Genomic DNA, 17,552 nt, shown 5'->3' with positions numbered 1-17,552 from the left:
TGAGGCGCAGCCTGGGGTTCCGGGGTCGCGCGACGACATCCGCAAGACGTGTGCGCAACTGTCCCAACACCGTCATTGCGAGCGCAGCGAAGCAATCCAGAATGTTTCCGCGGAGAAACTCTGGATTGCTTCGTCGCATCAGCGCAAAATTGCTGCGCAATTTTGTCGCGAGCTTCTCGCATGACGGGCGTGGGAGGAGCAGCGCCAAAATCTCGCATGGTGATCTTGGGGAGAAGTGGCACTCCCGCAAGTTGCAACCACACCCGTGATTGGCCATGATGCCCACTGGAATAAGGGGCGGATGGCATGACGGCAGCGACAGGAGTCTCCGGCACAACGGAGCGATCGACGACGGCGCATGTGGTGTGGGCCAGTGCGCTTGGTACGGCGATCGAGTGGTACGACTTCCTGATCTACGGCACCGCGGCCGCGCTCGTGCTCAACAAGCTGTTCTTCCCGAGCTTCGACCCCTTCGTGGGCACGCTCGCGGCCTTCTCGACCTACGCGGTCGGCTTCGTCGCGCGGCCGATCGGCGGCGCCATCATCGGACATTATGGCGACCGGCTCGGTCGCAAAAGGATGCTGGTCGCGACCATGATCGCGATGGGGCTCGGCACCTTCCTGATCGGCTGCCTGCCGACCTACGGCCAGATCGGCGTCTGGGCGCCGATCCTGCTCGTCATCCTGCGGTTCATCCAGGGCATCGGTCTTGGCGGCGAATGGAGCGGCGCGGTCGTCATGGTGGCCGAGCACGCCGGTAACAGGCGCGGCTTCTACGGCAGCCTGGTGCAAATAGGCTTTCCCGTCGGCGTCGCCGCGTCCACCGGCATCTTCGGACTGATGACGCAACTACCTGAAGCCGACTTCCTCAGTTGGGGCTGGCGCGTGCCGTTCTGGATCAGCATTTTGCTGGTCGGCATCGGCTTCATCGTGCGTCTCAAGCTCGCGGAGACGCCGCACTTCAAGGAGGTCGTCGAGCGCAAGGAGGTTCTGGCGCAGCCGGTGTGGGAAGTGCTGCGGAGCGATTGGCGCAGCTTTCTTCTGGCGATCGGCATCACGGTGTCGGAAGTGGGGCTCGCTTATCTCCTCACCGTCTTCGTCGTGGTCTATGCCACGGCCAAGCTCGGCGTCCCGCGCCAGGTGATCCTGAATGCGGTGGTCTATGCCGCGGTCGTCGAATTCGCGACGCTGCCGCTCGCCGGCTGGCTCTCCGACATTTTCGGCCGCAAGCCGCTGTATCTTGCCGGCGGCGTGTTCACGGTGGCGCTGGCGTTTCCCCTGTTCTGGTTCCTCGATACCAGGGAGCCGGCGCTGATCACGCTCGCGCTCGTCGTCACCATGACGCTGACGCATGCGCTGCTGTTCGGGCCGAAGGCGGCATTCATGCCGGAGTTGTTCCGCACCCAGGTGCGCTACAGCGGCGCTTCGCTCGGGGCCAATGTCGCGGCTGCGCTCAGCGGTGGCTTCTCGCCGTTGATCGCAACCGCATTGCTCGCCTGGGCCGGTACGTACTGGCCGGTGTCGCTCTACATCATCGCGCTCTCGGTCATCACCATCGTCGCGACCTTGATGACGCCGGAGACGGCGCGCGACACGCTGAGGTCGTGAGCCGTCAGAAGCATGCGGCGTTCGCGGCGGCGGGAATCACGAGGAACGTGATAGTTTCCGGCGCAAGACGGACCGAGCCAGCCGCCATCGGGCGATCGATGAGATTCGGCATCTTGCCGCTGGCCGTGAGCGCGAGCGTGTGGCCGTTCAATTGCACTGTCGGGGCCTGTAGCCGGGTCGAGCCGAGCGTGTAACGACTCGAGGGAAGCGGCACAGCGAGCGAGTGCGAGGCGTCATGCGAGATGTTGATCGCGAGCAGCGTGACCGCGCCGTGAAGTGCCGGATGGCAATGGGCGTAGACGTGGAAACCGGACGCGGCGGCTACACTCGCGTCGAGTACTGTCGTACCCATCAGCCGGTGCCAGAGCAGCGCGCCCCAGTAATTCGGGCGAGGGCGGAAGGTCTTCTCGTCGAGCAGGCCGTAGTCGCTGGCGGCGAGCGTGTTGTGCATCACCGCCTGCACGCCGGCCCTAGACAGGCGTCCGAGCTGGTCGAGATAGCGGAACGTGTCGAGAAACGTCTTGTCCCAGGGGTTGCCGCCACAGGCCGCGTCCGCGGTCTCCGTCAGCCAGATCGGTTTGCCGGGCTCGAATTCGTCGCGCAAGTCCCGGTAGATTGCGAGCGTCGCGTCGGTGCGGGCGAGCCATTTCTCGGACAGTACTTGCGATGGATCATCGCGGCCGCCGCAGCGCGGCGAGACTGCGTTGTAGTGATGATAGGAGAAGCGGTCGAGACCGGGGCCGGAGGCGGCGAGCAGGTCGCGTGTGGTGATGCCCGACCCGGACGGTGACGCCACATCGCCGGCCGAGCTGGGACCGACAATCAGAGTCTCCGGCGCAGCGCGACTCATCCAGTCGCGAAACACCCCGAAGTCGCGGCCATAGCCGTTCGCATCGTATCCTGCTGGTGCGCCATTGCTGGCGGAAAGCGTCGGCTCGTTCATGAATTCGGCAGCGGCGATGCGGCCACCCAACGCGCGCGTGACATCAATGAGGTGCTGCGCCTGGTCCGGCCTCCACAGGCCATTGGCGTCGCGGCTGCCGGAGCTGATCGCGAAGGAGGTGAGGATCTCCGCATCGACCGCGCGCGCGAAGTCGATGACGCCGCGCCATTGGTCGCGGCTGAGCACGGAGTCGAAACCCGGCGGCGGTTTGCGCGGCGCATCGGCAAAGAACGTGGTGTTGGCCCAGGTACCGCTCACGCGCAGATAAGCGGGCGATAATGCTGCTGCCAGCCTGCGCAGGCGTGCATTGGCAAGATCGATCGGCGCTCTTTCGCTATAGCGATCTCGTTCGTCGAAGGCGCGTCGCGTTCGCGCATAGGGTTTCCAGAACCGTCCGCCCGTCACTTCCACCATCTCGACGTTGTAGGATTGAAAGCGCGCATCGACCGTGCCGATCGCCTTCATGTCCGTCGGCGCGATGGAGAGATCGCCAGCGCCGGCCGCGCGCGGCGTGACAGCAATGAATAGCGCCATCATCGCCGCAACGAGCGCGTGCATGTGGTCGCATGTTTGAAGCCATCGCCTTGTATGCACGTCCTGACGCCTTCTTATGCGCGCTGCCAAAAGCGAATGCAGCCGGCAGAACCATTAGCCGCGTTTATGTGGCGAATTTTTACTTCCAATTTTACTTCGCAAAATCCCGACCCTAGCCTCGCACGTATGGATCACATCCGCAGCCGATCAATGGCGATCGGTGCGAGCGTTCATCGTAACCAACGAGGGTTGCCATGTCTGATGAGACGAAGGGGACATTCACTTCCGATCCGGCGGGAACGGCGGCGAAGCCTGTGAAAAAGCTGAGCCGGCGCACGCTGTTAAAGGGTGCGGCCGCCGTCGCGGGCGCGGCCGCAGGGTCGGATGCGATCCGCGGATTCCCGACCATCTGGGCGCAGGAGATCAAGGACATCGAGCTCCGCCATGTCGGCGTGTCCTATTCGGTGGTGAAGGCGATCGGCGACCAGGCCGCCAAGGATCTCGGCTTCAAGGTGACGATGCAGAACCTCGACACCTCGGCCGCCATCAACCGCTTCATAAGCCAGCCTAATACGGTCGACATCGCCGACCTGGAGGGCTGGCAGGCCAAGCTCGCAGCCAAGCGCTCCGTGATCCAGGGCATCGAGGTCAAGAAGATCAAGGAGTTCGACAATATCCTGCCGATCTTCACCAAGGGCGAGATCGACGGCCACAAGATTCCGCGCCAGGGCATCTCGCCCTATGAGGCCATGTACATCGCCAAGCCTGATGCGACCGATCTGAACGACGGCGTCACCGAATGGGCGACCTTCCTGCCGCAGGTCTACAACGCCGATTCCATCGGCTATCGGCCCGATCTCGTCGGCCATGAAGTGACCGAGTGGAAGGACCTGATCGATCCCAAGTTCAAGGGCAAGGCCGCGATCCTCGACGTGCCCGCGATCGGCATCATGGACGCGGCGCTCTGCTTCGAGAGTGCCGGACTGATCAAGTACGGCAACAAGGGCAACATGACCAAGGAGGAGATCGACTTCACCTGCAACAAGCTGATCGAGCTGAAGAAGGAAGGCCAGTTCCGCGCGACCTGGACCACCTTCGACCAGTCGGTGCAACTGATGGCCGCAGGCGAAGTTGTGATCCAGTCGATGTGGTCGCCGGCGGTCGCCGCGGTGCGCGTCAAGGAGATCCCCTGCGTCTACGCGCCCGTCAATGTCAAGAACGGCAAGGAAGGCTATCGCGGCTGGTGCAACGGCATGGGCCTGATGAAGCACCTCTCCGGCAAGAAGCTCGACGCTGCCTACGAATATCTCAACTGGTACCTCTCCGGCTGGCAGGGCGGCTTTGTCGCGCGCTACGGCTATTACAGCCCGGTGCCGTCGACCGCGAAGAAATTCCTCACCCCGGCCGAATGGGCGTTCTGGTACGAGGGCCAGCCCGCGCCGGAGGTGGTCAATGATCCCTACGGCGTGCCGATGGAGAAGGCCGGCACCAAGCGTGACGGCGGCTCGTTCCTTGACCGCGTCAAGAACATCTCGTGCTGGAACACGCTGATGGATGAGGCCGCCTACATGAACAAGCGCTGGAACGACTTCAAGGTGGCCTAAAACCTGCTTTTCCCTGACGTCAAGAGGCGCCGGCGCCGTCACGCGCCGGTGCCGATAAGACCGACTTCGAGGCCATTGCTGATATGCAGCCCAGTCCAAGTCCACAATTAGGTTCCTCGCGCTCCAATCTCGCCGGCTGGCTTTACGTCTCGCCGCTGGTTCTGGTGCTCGTGCCATTCTTCGTGGCGCCGATCCTGGTCGTGCTGACCGCGAGCTTCTTTGCCACCGATGGTTTTGGCGGGTTGACGCCCGGCTTCACGCCGGCAAGCTATATCGAGGTGCTGCATTCGGCGCTGACGCTGAAGCTGTATCTGGCGACCATCAAGTTCACCGTGCTGACTTGGATCTTCACGCTGATCATCGGCTTCTTCGTCGCCTATTTCCTGGTGTTTCACGTCCGCAACCAGCTGCTGGCGATCGGCCTGTTCCTGTTGTGCACCGTGCCGTTCTGGACCTCGAACATCATCAGAATGATTTCCTGGATCCCGCTGCTGGGCAAGGAAGGCCTGATCAACCAGGCGCTGCTCGCCATGGGCGTGATCCATCAGCCGCTGGAAATTCTGCTGTTCTCCGACCTCGCCGTGGTCATCGCCTATGTCCACCAGCTCACGATCTTCATGATCGTGCCGATCTTCAATTCCATGGCGCGGATCGACAAGAAGTTGATCGAGGCCGCGATCGATGCCGGTGCCAGCCGTTTCGACATCATGCGCCTGATCGTGGTGCCGATGTCCAAGAGCGGCATCGCGCTCGGCACCATCTTCGTGGTCTCGATCGTGATGGGCGACTTCTTCGTGGTCAAGGTGATGTCCGGCGGCGGCTCGGCCTCGGTGGTGAGCGCCTTCTACGAGGACGTCGGTGTGCTGCAATATCCGACCGCGGCGGCCAGCGCCGTGCTGCTGACGCTGGTGCTGGTCGCAATCGTCTCGCTGATCCTGCGCACCGTCGATATCAGGCAGGAGATCACGCAATGAGCGCGGTGCTCGCTGACATGCCCAAAACCGAAACCTCCAAGATGGGGGCGCCTGCATCGACCAAGGCGATCGCGCCAAGCAAAGGTAGCCGTCCCTGGACGTTCTACGTGCTGGCAACGCTGTTCGCGGCCTACGTGATCGCGCTCTACGGTCCGATGTTCTGCATCTACATCCTGTCGTTCCAGGACATCCGCGGTGGCCTCGTGTTCCCGATGAAGGGACAATCGCTGCATTGGTTCGTCGATCTCTTCACCCAGGTGCGGACCGGCGACGTCAAGGGCTCGTTCGACCGTTCGATCAAGCTGGCCGTCATCGTCACCATCATCACCGTCGTGGTCTCGTTCCTGGCCGGGCTCGGCTTCCGCAAGCGCTTCCGCGGTGACACCGTCGTCTTCTACATGATGATCGGCAGCCTGGTGGCGCCCGGCCTCGTGCTCGGCCTCGGCACGGGCCTGTTGTTCCAGGCACTCGGGCTCAATGCGAGCTGGTACACCTCGGCGCTCGGCGCGCAGCTGTCCTGGACGCTGCCGTTCGGCGTGCTGGTCATGTTCGCGGTGATGTCGCGCTTCAATCATGTCTGGGAGGAAGCGGCCTATGATCTGGGTGCCAGCCGCTGGCAGTCGATCTGGTTGGTGATGATCCCGGTTCTGGCGCCAGGCCTCGTCGCGGTTGCGCTGTTCGGATTCACGCTCTCCTACGACGAATTCGCACGCAGCCTCCAGACGGCGGGCTCGCTGAACACGCTGCCGCTGGAGATCTGGAGCATGACGCTGAACGTCACCTCGCCCTCGCTCTACGCGCTGGGCACGGTGACTACCGTCGTCTCCTTCGTCGTCATCGGCGCAAGCCTCGGCACCATCGTGCTGATTCAGAAGAAGCGCGGCAGCCAGGCCAAGGGTTTGAGCAAGGGTTGAGCAAGGGTTGACTGGAATGAAAAGCGATCGCGGCGATATCGAACTGGCTGGCGTCTGCAAGAGCTTTGACGGCGTGACGAATGTGGTCGACGGCGTCAACCTCAGGATCGACGACGGTGCCTATTGCTGCTTCATCGGCCCCTCCGGCTGCGGCAAGACCACGATCCTGCGCATGATTGCCGGCCACGAGGACCCGACCGCCGGCGAGATCGTGATCGGTGGCCAGAACGTTGTCGGCTTGGCGCCGGTGCAGCGCCGCACCGCGATGATGTTCCAGTCCTACGCCCTGTTCCCGCACCTGACCGTCCGCGAGAACATCGCCTTCGCCTTGCGCGTCCGCGGCCAGTCCAAGGCCGACCGCTTGCGTGCGGCGGACGCCATGATTGAAAAGGTGCGGCTGACCCAGTTCGCCGACCGTCTGCCGGCGCAGCTCTCCGGCGGTCAGCAGCAGCGCGTCGCGCTGGCGCGTGCTGCGATCACCGAGCCGCGGGTGCTGCTGCTCGACGAGCCGCTGTCGGCGCTGGACGAGCAGCTTCGCGTCCAGATGCGGCAGGAGCTCAGGCGGATGCAGCAGGAGCTCGGCATCACCTTCATCCATGTCACCCACACCCAGCTCGAGGCGATTGCGCTGGCCGATCTCGTTGTGGTGATGGAGCAGGGCAAGATCAAGCAAGCCGGCGCGGCGCGCGATGTCTACGCCCATCCGCACGACCGCTACGTCGCCGAGTTCATGGGTGGTCAGAACGTGCTGTCGGGCCGCGTCGAGAAGGTCAATGGCGCGAGCTTCACGCTCGCAGCACCTTCCGGCATCGAGGTGCCGCTTCAGGCACGACCCACTATCAACGTCGGCGACCAGGTCGATATCGCCGTGCGCCGCGACGATGTCGCACTTGTCAGGCCGGGCAGGGACCTGCCGCCGGGCTATACAACCTCGCTGCCGAGCCGCGTGCTCGCGATCGAATACCAGGGCTATTTCGTCAAGGTCATGCTCGACACCGTGCCGGACGACGAGTTCGTCGCCTACGTGCCGGAAAAGACCTTCTTTGCGGATCCTTTCACCGTCGGCGATGTCGTCATGGCCACATGGGCCACCGGCAGCGCGCTTCCCCTCGCCTAATCACCCGTCGCGCACAGGAGTATGACCGTGCAGATATCCTTCACACTCAACGGCCGGCTAACCACTGTCGATGTCGAGCCGGCAACGCTCGTCACCGAGCTGCTGCGCGAGCAACTGAGCCTCACCGGCACGCATATCGGATGCGATACTAGCCAGTGCGGCGCCTGCGTGGTGCATCTGGATGGTCTTCCCGTGAAGAGCTGCGCGCTGCTCGCTCCCGCACTCGACGGCGCGACGCTGCTCACCATCGAAGGCCTGCAAGGCGCGCCCGGTTCGAACCTGATGCATCCGATGCAGGAGGCGTTTCGCGAGCATCATGGCCTGCAATGCGGCTTCTGCACGCCCGGCATGCTGATGACCGCGGTGGCGCTCGCGGCGGAGAAGCCGGACCTGACTGAAGCCGATGTCCGTCACGGCCTCGAAGGCAATATCTGCCGCTGCACCGGCTACCAGAACATCGTCGTCTCGGTATTGGCCGGGGCTGCCGCCATGAACGCCGCCAAGGGAGACTGACCATGAGCAATGTGATCGGCATCGGCGCCTCACCGAAACGCAAGGAAGACCAGCGCTTCCTGACTGGCCGCGGCAATTACGTCTCCGATATCAAGCGCCCCGGCATGACGGCGGGCGTGTTCGTGCGTTCGCCGCACGGGCATGCAGTCTTGCGCGGCATCGACAAGGCGGCGGCTCTGGCATCACCGGGCGTGATCGCCGTGCTGACCGGCGAGGATACCGCAGCGGATAAGCTGGGTTCGTTACCCTGCGGCTGGGGCATTTCGGACGCCAAGGGTGTGCCGATGAAAGAACCTCCGTTTCCGATGCTGGCCCAGGGCAAGGTGCGCTTCGTCGGCGACATGGTGGCCTTCGTCATCGCGGAAACACCGGAGCAGGCCAATGCCGGGGCCGAACTGTTGAAGATCGACTACGAGGTGCTGCCCTCCGTGGTCGGCGTGCTCGAAGCCGTCAGGCCCGGCGCGCCGCAATTGTTCGACGACGTCCCGAACAACATCTGCTGCGACTGGGAGCTTGGCGACAAGGCCGCGGTGGAAACGGCCTTTCGCAAGGCCGCGCATGTGGCAAAACTCAGCCTCGTCAACAACCGCCTGATCGGCAATCCCATGGAGCCGCGTGCGGCGATCGCGGAATACGAGCCGGGCACGGACCGTTTCACGCTATGGACCACCAGCCAGTTCCCGCATGTGGTGCGGTTCCTGATGGGGGCGCTGGTGCTGAACATCCCGCAGCACAAGCTGCGCGTGGTCGCGCCCGACGTTGGCGGCGGCTTCGGCGTCAAGCAGTTCCATTACGGTGAGGAGGCCGTGATCACCTGGGCCGCCAAGCGCGTGAAGCGGCCGGTGAAATGGGTGGCCAGCCGCTCCGAGGGTTACGTCTCCGATCGCCACGGCCGCGATCACGTTACCGAGGCCGAACTTGCGCTCGATGAAAACGGAAAATTCCTCGCCTTCCGCGTCAACACGCTCGCGAATATGGGTGGCTATCTCTCGACCTTCGGGCCGAACATCCCGACCAATCTGTATGGTCCGCTGCTCGGCGGCGTCTACACCACGCCGGCGATCTACTGCAATGTAAAGGTGGTTTTTACCAACACCGTGCCTGTCGACGCCTATCGCGGTGCAGGCCGGCCCGAGGCGACCTTCGTGCTGGAGCGCATCGTCGATGTCGCCGCCAGCGAGATGGGTATCGACCGCGTCGAGATTCGCCGCCGCAACATGATCCCGAAGGAGGCCTATCCGTACCAGACGCCGGTGCTGGTGCAGTACGATTCCGGCGATCCCATGGGTTGCCTCGACGGTGCGCTGGTGGCCGCCGACGTGAAGAACTTTGGCGTGCGCAAGGCGGCCTCCGCCAGCAAGGGCAAATTTCGTGGGCTCGGTCACTCCACCTATGTCGAGGCCTGCGGCCTGGCGCCGTCGCGCTTTGCGGGCCGGCTCGGCGCGCGCGGCGGTCTCTACGAAAGCGCCACGGTGCGGGTGCATCCGACCGGCCAGGTGACGGTCATGATCGGCACGCACAATCATGGCCAGGGCCATGAGACGACCTTTGCGCAGATCGTCTCGGACAAGCTTGGCGTCGCCTTTGAGAATGTCGACATCGTGTTCGGCGATACCGACCGCGTACAGTTCGGCATGGGCACCTATGGCTCGCGCTCCCTGGTGGTCGGTGGCGCCGCGCTCTCCAAGGCGACCGACAAGGTCATCGCCAAGGGCAAGAAGATCGCGTCCCATCTGCTCGAGGCGGCTGAAGTCGACATCCATTTCGAGAGCGGCAAATTCTCCGTTGCCGGCACCGACCGCATGAAGACCTTCGAGGAGATCGCGGGCGCGGCCTATGTGCCGCATAATTATCCGCTCGAAGTGCTGGAGCCGGGGCTGGAGGAACAGGCCTATTACGACCCCGTCAATTTCACCTATCCCGGCGGCTGCCATATCGCCGAGGTCGAGGTCGATCCCGAAACCGGCACGGTGACGCTGGTCAACTACACCGCGGTCGACGATGTCGGCACGGTCATCAACCCGATGATCGTCGAGGGCCAGCTGCATGGCGGCATCGTGCAGGGTGTCGGTCAGGCGCTGTTCGAGAATGCGGTCTATGACGAAGGCTCCGGCCAGCTGCTGTCGGGCTCGCTGATGGATTACTGCATGCCGCGCGCCGACCATCTGCCGATGATGAAGGTCGCGACCCATTCGACGCTCTGCACGCATACGCCGATGGGCGTGAAGGGCTGCGGCGAGGTCGGCACCATCGGCTCGCCGGCCGCCGTCATCAATGCCGTGGTCGATGCGCTGTCGCATCTCGGCGTCACCCATGTCGACATGCCGGCGACGCCGAACCGGATCTGGCGGCTGCTGCAAAACGCGTCGCTGCCGGTCGCCGCGGAATAGGGAGGACAACAACGATGAAACCATTTGCCTATCACCAGCCCGACCAGATTCCCGACGCGGCCAAGCTTCTGACCACGATCGAGGACAGCAAGCTCGTCGCCGGCGGCATGACGCTGATCCCGACATTGAAGCAGCGGTTGGCGAGCCCGCCTGCGCTGGTTGATCTCTCCAAACTCGGCTCCCTGAAGGGCATCACCGACGACGGTGCCACCATCACCATCGGCGCGATGACGCCGCATGCCGTGGTGGCCGCCTCGAAGCTCGTGCAAACGAAAATCCCGGGGCTGGCTGCGCTGGCTTCGATGATCGGCGACCCCGCCGTGCGCAGCCGCGGCACCATCGGCGGCTCCGTCGCCAACAACGATCCCGCGGCGGATTATCCGGCCGGTGTGCTCGGTCTCGGCGCCACTGTCATCACCAGCACGCGGGAGATCGCGGCCGACAAGTTCTTCCTCGGCCTGTTCGAGACTGCGCTAGAGCCGGGCGAGATCATCACCGCGATCCGTTTCCCCGTCCCGCTGAAAGCGGGTTACGCAAAGTTCAAGGCGCCGGCGTCGCGTTATGCGCTGGTCGGCGTGTTCGTCGCGAAATTCGCCGATGCTGTCCGCGTCGCCGTAACCGGCGCGGGTCCCGGCGTGTTCCGCGTTCCGCCGATGGAGGCGGCGCTGTCGGAGAACTTCGAGCCGTCCGCCATCGCGGCGATCAAGATCGACAATGATGGCCTCACCTCCGATATCCACGCCGAAGCCGATTACCGTGCGCATCTCGTCACGGTGATGGCCAAGCGCGCCGTCGACGCGGCGCTCAGCTAGCTCGTTAGGGTTGATGATGACTGATGGTTCCGGCCGAGCGGCCGTCCCGCCGGCGCCGAGTGGCCTTGGCGCGCTTTCTGCAACCGAGATCATGGCCGGCTACCGGCGCAAGGCGTTCACCCCGCGCGATGTGGTCGACGACACCATCGCCGCGCTGGAGGCAACGAACGAGACCTGCAATGCGTTGGTCACGCCGATGTATGAGCAGGCGAGGGCGGATGCTGACCGCGTCACAAAGGAGATGCGGGCGGGCGAGGCCAAGGGACCGCTCGCGGGTGTGCCCGTCACGATCAAGGACCTCGTCTTTGTTGCGGGCGTGCCGGCCTATGCCGGCTCGCCGATGAACAAGAGCTTTGTGCCCGAGGCCGATGCCGCGGTGGTGTCCGCGCTGAAAGCGTCAGGCGCGATTATCACCTGCAAGACCACGACCTGCGAATCCGGCTACAAGCTGACGGCCGATAGCCCCGTGACCGGGATCACGCGCAATCCCTGGAATCCCCGTCGCACCAGCGGTGGATCGAGCGGCGGCGCGGCGGCCGGTGTGGCCGCCGGCTGCGGTCCGATTGCGATCGGCACCGACGGCGTCGGCTCGATCCGCGTGCCATCGTCCTTCTGCGGCGTCTTCGGGTTGAAGCCGACCTTCGGCCTCGTGCCGCGCTCGCCCGGCTTCTCGCCGCCGTCCTGGGCCTCACTCGCCCATACCGGGCCGATCACGCGCACCGTTGCGGATGCCGCGCTGACATTGGAGATCATTGCTGGCTACGATCTCCGTGACGCCGCAAGCCTTCCCGTGTCCGCGCGCCGGTTCGACACCAACCCCGGGCGGCTGGATGGCATTCGTATCGGCGCCAGCGCCGATCTCGGCTATGCCGCTGTCAGCCCTGATGTCTGCGCGGCCTTTGGCAAGGCACTCGCCATTCTCGATTCCTGCGGCGCGCAGGTCACCATGGATGGGCCAGGTCTCGACCCTGATATCCTCGAGCATACGTTGAAGCCGATCGCGTTCACGGAGCAGGCCGCCGCGGTCGCGACCAAGACGGCCGCCGATCTCGCCGGCTCGGAGGCGGACTATCGCAATGTCGTCAACGCCGGCCGCCGCTACAGCGGTACGGATTATATCGAAGCGAGTTACCGCCGCGGCCAGGCGCGCAATGCGTTCGTCAAACTGTTCGAGCGCGTCGATGTGCTGGTGACGCCGACGGTCGCGGTAACCGCCTTCGAGGCCGGGCAGATCGGCGTCGAGAGTGTCGATGGCAAGGAGGTCGATCCGCATCTCGGCTGGTCGCCCTTCACCTGGCCGATTAATCTCGCCGGTCTTCCGGCGGCGACGCTGCCCTGCGGCTTCGATCGCGACGGCATGCCGATCGGGCTTCAGATCATTGCGCCTTGGCTCGACGAGGCCACGATCTTCCGTATCGCCGCAGCCTTCGAGCAGGCGCAGCCCTGGGCCAAATTCTGGCCGCAGGTTGCGTTGCGTGGGTGGCCCAGGGCGTAGGGCTGGAACCGGTCGGCCTCTTATCGGCCGCGGTTCGAAAAATTTTTCGAGCCGCCCTCTTGAAATCAGCAGCCGTTTTTATAATTCGTTTTTCGCCGCGAGAGCGGTGTGCCGGGCGCCAGATCGGGCCCGGCGCGGGCGCCGGACCGGTCGTCGGACCCGTCTGACCCTGTCCTGCGCTCCTTCGTATCCATCTTGCTCTTTGGAGGACTTGGTTATGAGGACCAGTTTTGACTTCGCGCCCCTGTGGCGCTCCACCATCGGCTTCGATCACCTGGCCGACCTCGTCGATAGCACGCTACGCCAGGCGACCGAGGATAACTATCCCCCCTACAACATCGAACGTTCTAGTGAAGATCACTACCGGATCAGCCTTGCTGTGGCAGGTTTCAGTCCCGGCGATATCAACGTGACGGCCGAGCAGAACGCGCTTACCATCGAGGGCAAGAAGCCCGAGACCGCCGCGCGCGAGTACCTGTATCAGGGCATCGCCGCCAGGCCATTCCGGCGCGTGTTCAACCTTGCCGACTATGTCCAGGTGAAGCAGGCCTCCTTCCAGGACGGTCTCCTGATCATCGACCTCGTCCGGGAAGTTCCCGAGGCCATGAAGCCGCGCCGGATTCCGATCGCGGGCGGCCCTCCTGCGGCATCGCAGATCGAGCAGAAGAAAGCAGCTTAAGCGCTCGATCGGTTCAGTGCTGGAACGCGGCGTGCGGATGCGCGCCGCGCTCCCGATGCATAAGGAGAGAACCATGGCTATTCGTGATCTGATTCCCTGGTCCAGAAACCAGGAGCTTGCGCCGCCGCGCGAGAATTTCGATCCGTTCCTGAAGCTTCACCGCGAGATGAACCGTCTATTCGACGACATCTTCCGCGGCATCAGTGCGACCAGCCTGTCGCCGCTGATGGAAGGCCGCTTTGGCTGGCCCAAGGTCGAACTGAGCGAGACCGACAAGACGCTGACCATCTCGGCCGAGCTTCCCGGCCTCACCGAGAAGGACGTCCAGGTTGAGATCGCCAATGGCGTCCTGACCGTCCGCGGCGAGAAGAAGGCGGAGCGCAACGGCGAGGGCCGGTACTTCACTGAGCGCTACTATGGCGCGTTCGAGCGGCAGATCCCGCTGGAGGGCGTCGAGGAGGACAAGGCCGAGGCGTCGTTCAGGAACGGTGTCCTGACCGTGTCACTGCCGAAGTCCGAGAAGGCGCGCGAAGGCGTCAAACGCATCGCAATCAACACGCACTAGCATCAACCGGGGCGGCGGCGGTTGCCGGCGTCCCATCGTCAACAAAACCGTCCCTTGGAAAGGAGCATGAGGGAGGCACCACCAATGACCAAGATGAATATCAATTCCGGCACTCTCAATCCGCTGTTTCATCCCGCGGCCCACTACGACTCGCCTGCCGACGTTCTGAATGCACAGGAGCTCTCTCCATCAGAGAAGCGGATCATCCTGTCGTCCTGGGCGTCCGACATGTACGCCGTCGAATCCTGTCCCGCCTTGCGCGAGATCCCCGGCATGAGCCACACGGTTCGGCTCACCGATATTTTGGCTGCCCTGCGCAGGCTCGACGGGGACAACGACAATGACGACCCGCCGCGCGGCGGCGGCGTTCCGATGCGGCTGCGGCGGCCATGGGCCGCCGCAGAGGGGCAAGGCGCATGATGCTCACGCAGACGGTTCTGGGAGTCGTGCTGCTTGGCCAGGCCTCGGCTGTCTGCGTCGTTCCGTTTCTGGCGCTGCAAGGCCTCATCATTGGGCCGCGTGCCGAGATCTGAGGCCAGAGTTTCCACGTTCCGAGACGATGTGGCAGGTACTGAAGATGCGTGCTGTACGATGGCTCTCGCTGGCGATGCTGGTGCTGACGCTCACGGCGTCGCAGCCTGCTGCCGGCCAAATTCCCGACCTGAAGACGGGTGGCTCGCTGCCGACCCTCGCGCCGCTCGTGCGCCAAGTGACGCCCGCTGTGGTCAACATCTCCGTACACGGGCGGGTGCGGGAGGATAATCCGCTCTACCGCGACCCGCTGTTCCGCGAGTTCTTCGAAGTCCCCCGGCAGATCGAAAAGGAGGTCAGCGCGACCGGCTCCGGGGTTATTGTCGATGCCCAGCGCGGCTACGTCTTGACCAACAATCACGTGGTCGAGGGTACTTCCGCCGTGCAGATCACGACCAAGGACGGCCGGCAGTTTTCCGCGAAGGTCGTCGGCCGGGATCCGCCTACGGATGTTGCTGTGCTCCAGGTTCAGAACCCGACCGGGCTCAAGGCGCTCGCCTTCGGTGACAGCGACGCGCTCGAAGTCGGCGACTTCGTGCTTGCGATCGGAAATCCGTTCGGGCTCGGTCAAACCGTGACGTCTGGACTCGTCAGCGCTTTGGGCCGGACCGGTCTCGGCAAGCAAGGCTATGAGGATTTCATCCAGACCGACGCCGCAATCAATCCGGGCAATTCCGGCGGGGCGCTGGTCAGCCTGCGCGGAGAACTCGTCGGCATCAACTCGGCGATCATCTCGCCCGCCGGCGGCAATGTCGGCATCGGCTTTGCCATTCCGGTCAACATGGCACGCAAGGTGATGGAGCAGATCATCGCCAACGGCCGCGTCGAGCGTGGCCGTATCGGCATCTCGCTGAACGACGTGCATCCGTCGGCTAACAAGGGAGTGATTCAAGGTGCCGTCATTGCCGAAGTGGCCGCGGATTCGCCCGCAGAAAGGGCAGGTTTGCGCAAGGGGGATGTGGTCACCGGAGCCGACGACCGCCCGATCCGCACCGCCGCCCAGCTCCGCAACACCATCGGCCTTGCCCGCGTCGGCGAAGATGTGAGGCTCTCGGTCTTGCGTAGCGGCGTTCCGCTCACCGTGAGCGTCAGGATCGCGCCGGCGAGCGAATCCAGCAGTGCCCTCGCAGGGCCCAATCGCCTCGTTCGTTGAAGCGGTCGCAAGGGAGGCCCCGAAGCATCGGCGGTGTATCCCCTAGGCATGGCAACTATGAGACCGGTTTCCCTGCGGCGATAGCCCGGTCCTGCGAGGTTGGCGAGCCGCATGACTGCGGTTCAAGCCGCGCGGTGATCCTGCTCGCCTTGCAAGTCGCGGATCAGCCGTCGCTCACGCTCGATCCGCTGAAGATAGAGCTCGCGCTCTTGCTCGGTCTTTGCGCTTGCAAGGAGGCGTTCGTAGTGGCCGATCACCTTTTCGCTGCCGCGAATGAGCAGTTCTCGCTGGCTGATCATTGCATTGCTCCCCTCATATCGATCGGCGCCTGGGTGGCAGAGAGAGCGAGCGGGAAGGTCGCTGCGGTCAGGCTTTCGAGCGCCGACCGTTCTTCCGTGAGGCGTCTCTCGATGAACTGGCGCTCGAGCTCAGAGAGCTTGGTATTCAGAAGGCGCCGATAGCGGTGGATGTTGTTTCGGTGTGCACGAATGCGGGCCAAATTCTCGTCGAGCATCGTCGTCTCTCCAGACGGTCGCGTTAGATCCTTTAATTTTCGAGGGTGAGAACGTGTCTTCTCGACACGAAAATATGCAGCCGGAATTGCGTGTCAAGAGATTTGCGAGGCGCTGGCGAGCGTCGCTGATCCCGCAGGAGCTATGATAGCTCGATCGGTGCGCCGCGGCCGCTGAGCTCTTCGTCGAGGCGCAGATAGTGCGCGAGATAATCGTGCAGCGCGGTCGCGGCCTTCGAGGTGGCGCCGCTGGACTTGTAGAGCAGCAGCTCGATCTTCGGCAGCGGCGGCAGTCCTTCATTCGGGCCGATCTCGCGCATCGCCGGCACCAGCGCGCTGCGGCCGAGCACGGTGACGGCCATGCCGGCGAAGGACGCGGCTTGCAATCCACCCACGCTCTCGCTGACGCAGGCGATGCGCCAGCGCAAATTGGCGCGCTCCAGTGTGTCGATGGCGTAGTCGCGATAGATGTTGCCCGGCGGCAAGAGTGCAAGAGGGATCGGGCGTTCCTGATGCGCTGAGGATTGCTCGCCCGTCATCCACACCAGTTGTTCGCGCCGTACTACCTGGCCGCCCGTAAAGTCGTTCATGCGGGTGACGAGCGCGATGTCGACATCGCCGCGCTTGACGAGCCCGACCAGCGGCGTCGACAGCGCGCAGTTGAGCTCGACCTGCACGCGCGGAAAGGACTTTCGGAACACGCTCAGGATTTGCGGCAGCATGAACGCCGCATAGAGGTCGGGCGTGCCGAGCACGACCTGGCCTTCGATCTCCTGCGAGGCCAGCTGGGAGATCAGCTCGTCATGCAACCTGAGGATGGATTTGGCGTAGGTGAGGACGGTGGTGCCGTCGTCCGTCAGTATCAGCCTGCGGCCGCCATGCTCGAACAGCTGCTTGCCGGTGAGCTCCTCGAGCCGCTGCAATTGCAGCGTGATCGCAGGCTGGGTGCGGCCCAGCCGTCGCGCGGTCTCGGTGATGCTGCCGGTCTCGACCACCGAGATCAGCGACCGGAGCATGCGGATGTCGAGACTGATGAGGTTCATGCGGTGTCCATATCGCCCAGAATTTATGCAAGTTCCATGCTAGGGCCGATGGCGCGGTTCGCAAGATGGCGGGGCATGTCCGGCCGCGACGTTGCTGGCATAATGAATATCGGCTATCTGCCAAGATGGCGCGCACGACGTCGCCCAAGAATGCCAGAGGGGGAAG

Annotated in this window: 17 protein-coding genes; 13 read left to right on the top strand and 4 right to left on the bottom strand. The window is 63.9% G+C overall.

Features of this window, described 5'->3' with window-relative positions; all coding sequences use genetic code 11:
- Window positions 1-306: 306 nt before the first annotated feature.
- The gene (locus XI06_RS00445; protein WP_271604371.1) at window positions 307-1,608 is read left to right on the top strand and encodes an MFS transporter; all 1,302 of its coding nucleotides are present in this window, start codon (window positions 307-309) and stop codon (window positions 1,606-1,608) included.
- Between the two features lie 4 nt (window positions 1,609-1,612).
- Here XI06_RS00445 and XI06_RS00440 read toward each other — a convergent pair whose 3' ends face one another.
- The gene (locus XI06_RS00440; protein WP_271604370.1) at window positions 1,613-3,109 is read right to left on the bottom strand and encodes a hypothetical protein; all 1,497 of its coding nucleotides are present in this window, start codon (window positions 3,107-3,109) and stop codon (window positions 1,613-1,615) included.
- A gap of 230 nt (window positions 3,110-3,339) precedes the next feature.
- Here XI06_RS00440 and XI06_RS00435 point away from each other — a divergent pair, with 230 nt between their 5' ends.
- From XI06_RS00435 to XI06_RS00380, 12 genes are all read left to right on the top strand, one after another.
- The gene (locus XI06_RS00435; RefSeq protein ID WP_237862670.1) at window positions 3,340-4,689 is read left to right on the top strand and encodes an ABC transporter substrate-binding protein; all 1,350 of its coding nucleotides are present in this window, start codon (window positions 3,340-3,342) and stop codon (window positions 4,687-4,689) included.
- Window positions 4,690-4,772: 83 nt separating this feature from the next.
- Complete coding sequence (locus XI06_RS00430; protein ID WP_237862669.1) at window positions 4,773-5,663, top strand: ABC transporter permease; 891 nt, start codon at window positions 4,773-4,775, stop codon at window positions 5,661-5,663.
- A complete protein-coding gene (locus XI06_RS00425) occupies window positions 5,660-6,577 on the top strand; it encodes an ABC transporter permease (RefSeq protein WP_271604369.1) in 918 nt (305 codons plus the stop codon). The genes XI06_RS00430 and XI06_RS00425 overlap by 4 nt, the downstream gene beginning before the upstream one ends.
- 16 nt (window positions 6,578-6,593) lie before the next feature.
- Entirely contained in the window at window positions 6,594-7,694 is a 1,101-nt protein-coding gene (locus tag XI06_RS00420) for an ABC transporter ATP-binding protein (protein WP_237891385.1), read from the top strand.
- Window positions 7,695-7,715: 21 nt separating this feature from the next.
- Window positions 7,716-8,207: a (2Fe-2S)-binding protein gene (locus XI06_RS00415; protein WP_271604368.1), complete on the top strand. Its 492-nt coding sequence runs from the start codon at window positions 7,716-7,718 to the stop codon at window positions 8,205-8,207.
- 2 nt (window positions 8,208-8,209) lie between these two features.
- Window positions 8,210-10,597: a xanthine dehydrogenase family protein molybdopterin-binding subunit gene (locus XI06_RS00410; protein WP_271604367.1), complete on the top strand. Its 2,388-nt coding sequence runs from the start codon at window positions 8,210-8,212 to the stop codon at window positions 10,595-10,597.
- Between the two features lie 14 nt (window positions 10,598-10,611).
- Window positions 10,612-11,409 (top strand): FAD binding domain-containing protein, encoded by a 798-nt coding sequence (locus tag XI06_RS00405; RefSeq protein ID WP_271604366.1) that lies wholly within the window; start codon window positions 10,612-10,614, stop codon window positions 11,407-11,409.
- A 16-nt stretch (window positions 11,410-11,425) separates the two neighbouring features.
- Window positions 11,426-12,904 carry an amidase gene (locus XI06_RS00400; RefSeq protein ID WP_271604557.1) on the top strand — a complete coding sequence of 493 codons (1,479 nt, stop codon included), beginning with the start codon at window positions 11,426-11,428 and terminating at the stop codon, window positions 12,902-12,904.
- A gap of 217 nt (window positions 12,905-13,121) precedes the next feature.
- Complete coding sequence (locus XI06_RS00395) at window positions 13,122-13,583, top strand: Hsp20 family protein (protein ID WP_271604365.1); 462 nt, start codon at window positions 13,122-13,124, stop codon at window positions 13,581-13,583.
- A gap of 73 nt (window positions 13,584-13,656) precedes the next feature.
- Entirely contained in the window at window positions 13,657-14,148 is a 492-nt protein-coding gene (locus XI06_RS00390) for an Hsp20/alpha crystallin family protein (RefSeq protein ID WP_237873846.1), read from the top strand.
- A gap of 84 nt (window positions 14,149-14,232) precedes the next feature.
- Complete coding sequence (locus XI06_RS00385) at window positions 14,233-14,568, top strand: hypothetical protein (protein ID WP_237862660.1); 336 nt, start codon at window positions 14,233-14,235, stop codon at window positions 14,566-14,568.
- A gap of 157 nt (window positions 14,569-14,725) precedes the next feature.
- On the top strand, window positions 14,726-15,832 hold the full coding sequence (locus XI06_RS00380) for a trypsin-like peptidase domain-containing protein (protein WP_442869395.1): 1,107 nt from the start codon (window positions 14,726-14,728) through the stop codon (window positions 15,830-15,832).
- Window positions 15,833-15,954: 122 nt separating this feature from the next.
- Here XI06_RS00380 and XI06_RS00375 read toward each other — a convergent pair whose 3' ends face one another.
- The 3 genes from XI06_RS00375 to XI06_RS00365 form a co-directional block, all read right to left on the bottom strand.
- On the bottom strand, window positions 15,955-16,131 hold the full coding sequence (locus tag XI06_RS00375) for a hypothetical protein (protein ID WP_271604364.1): 177 nt from the start codon (window positions 16,129-16,131) through the stop codon (window positions 15,955-15,957).
- The gene (locus XI06_RS00370; RefSeq protein WP_237862657.1) at window positions 16,128-16,346 is read right to left on the bottom strand and encodes a hypothetical protein; all 219 of its coding nucleotides are present in this window, start codon (window positions 16,344-16,346) and stop codon (window positions 16,128-16,130) included. Before XI06_RS00370 ends, XI06_RS00375 begins: the two co-directional genes overlap by 4 nt.
- Before the next feature lie 140 nt (window positions 16,347-16,486).
- Complete coding sequence (locus XI06_RS00365; protein WP_237862656.1) at window positions 16,487-17,386, bottom strand: LysR substrate-binding domain-containing protein; 900 nt, start codon at window positions 17,384-17,386, stop codon at window positions 16,487-16,489.
- Window positions 17,387-17,552 lie beyond the last annotated feature (166 nt).

The organism is Bradyrhizobium sp. CCBAU 11434 (assembly GCF_028128895.1).
Lineage (GTDB): Bacteria > Pseudomonadota > Alphaproteobacteria > Rhizobiales > Xanthobacteraceae > Bradyrhizobium > Bradyrhizobium zhengyangense.
Note: the sequence above shows the minus strand (reverse complement) of the source record. Positions and strands in the feature narration are given on the sequence as shown.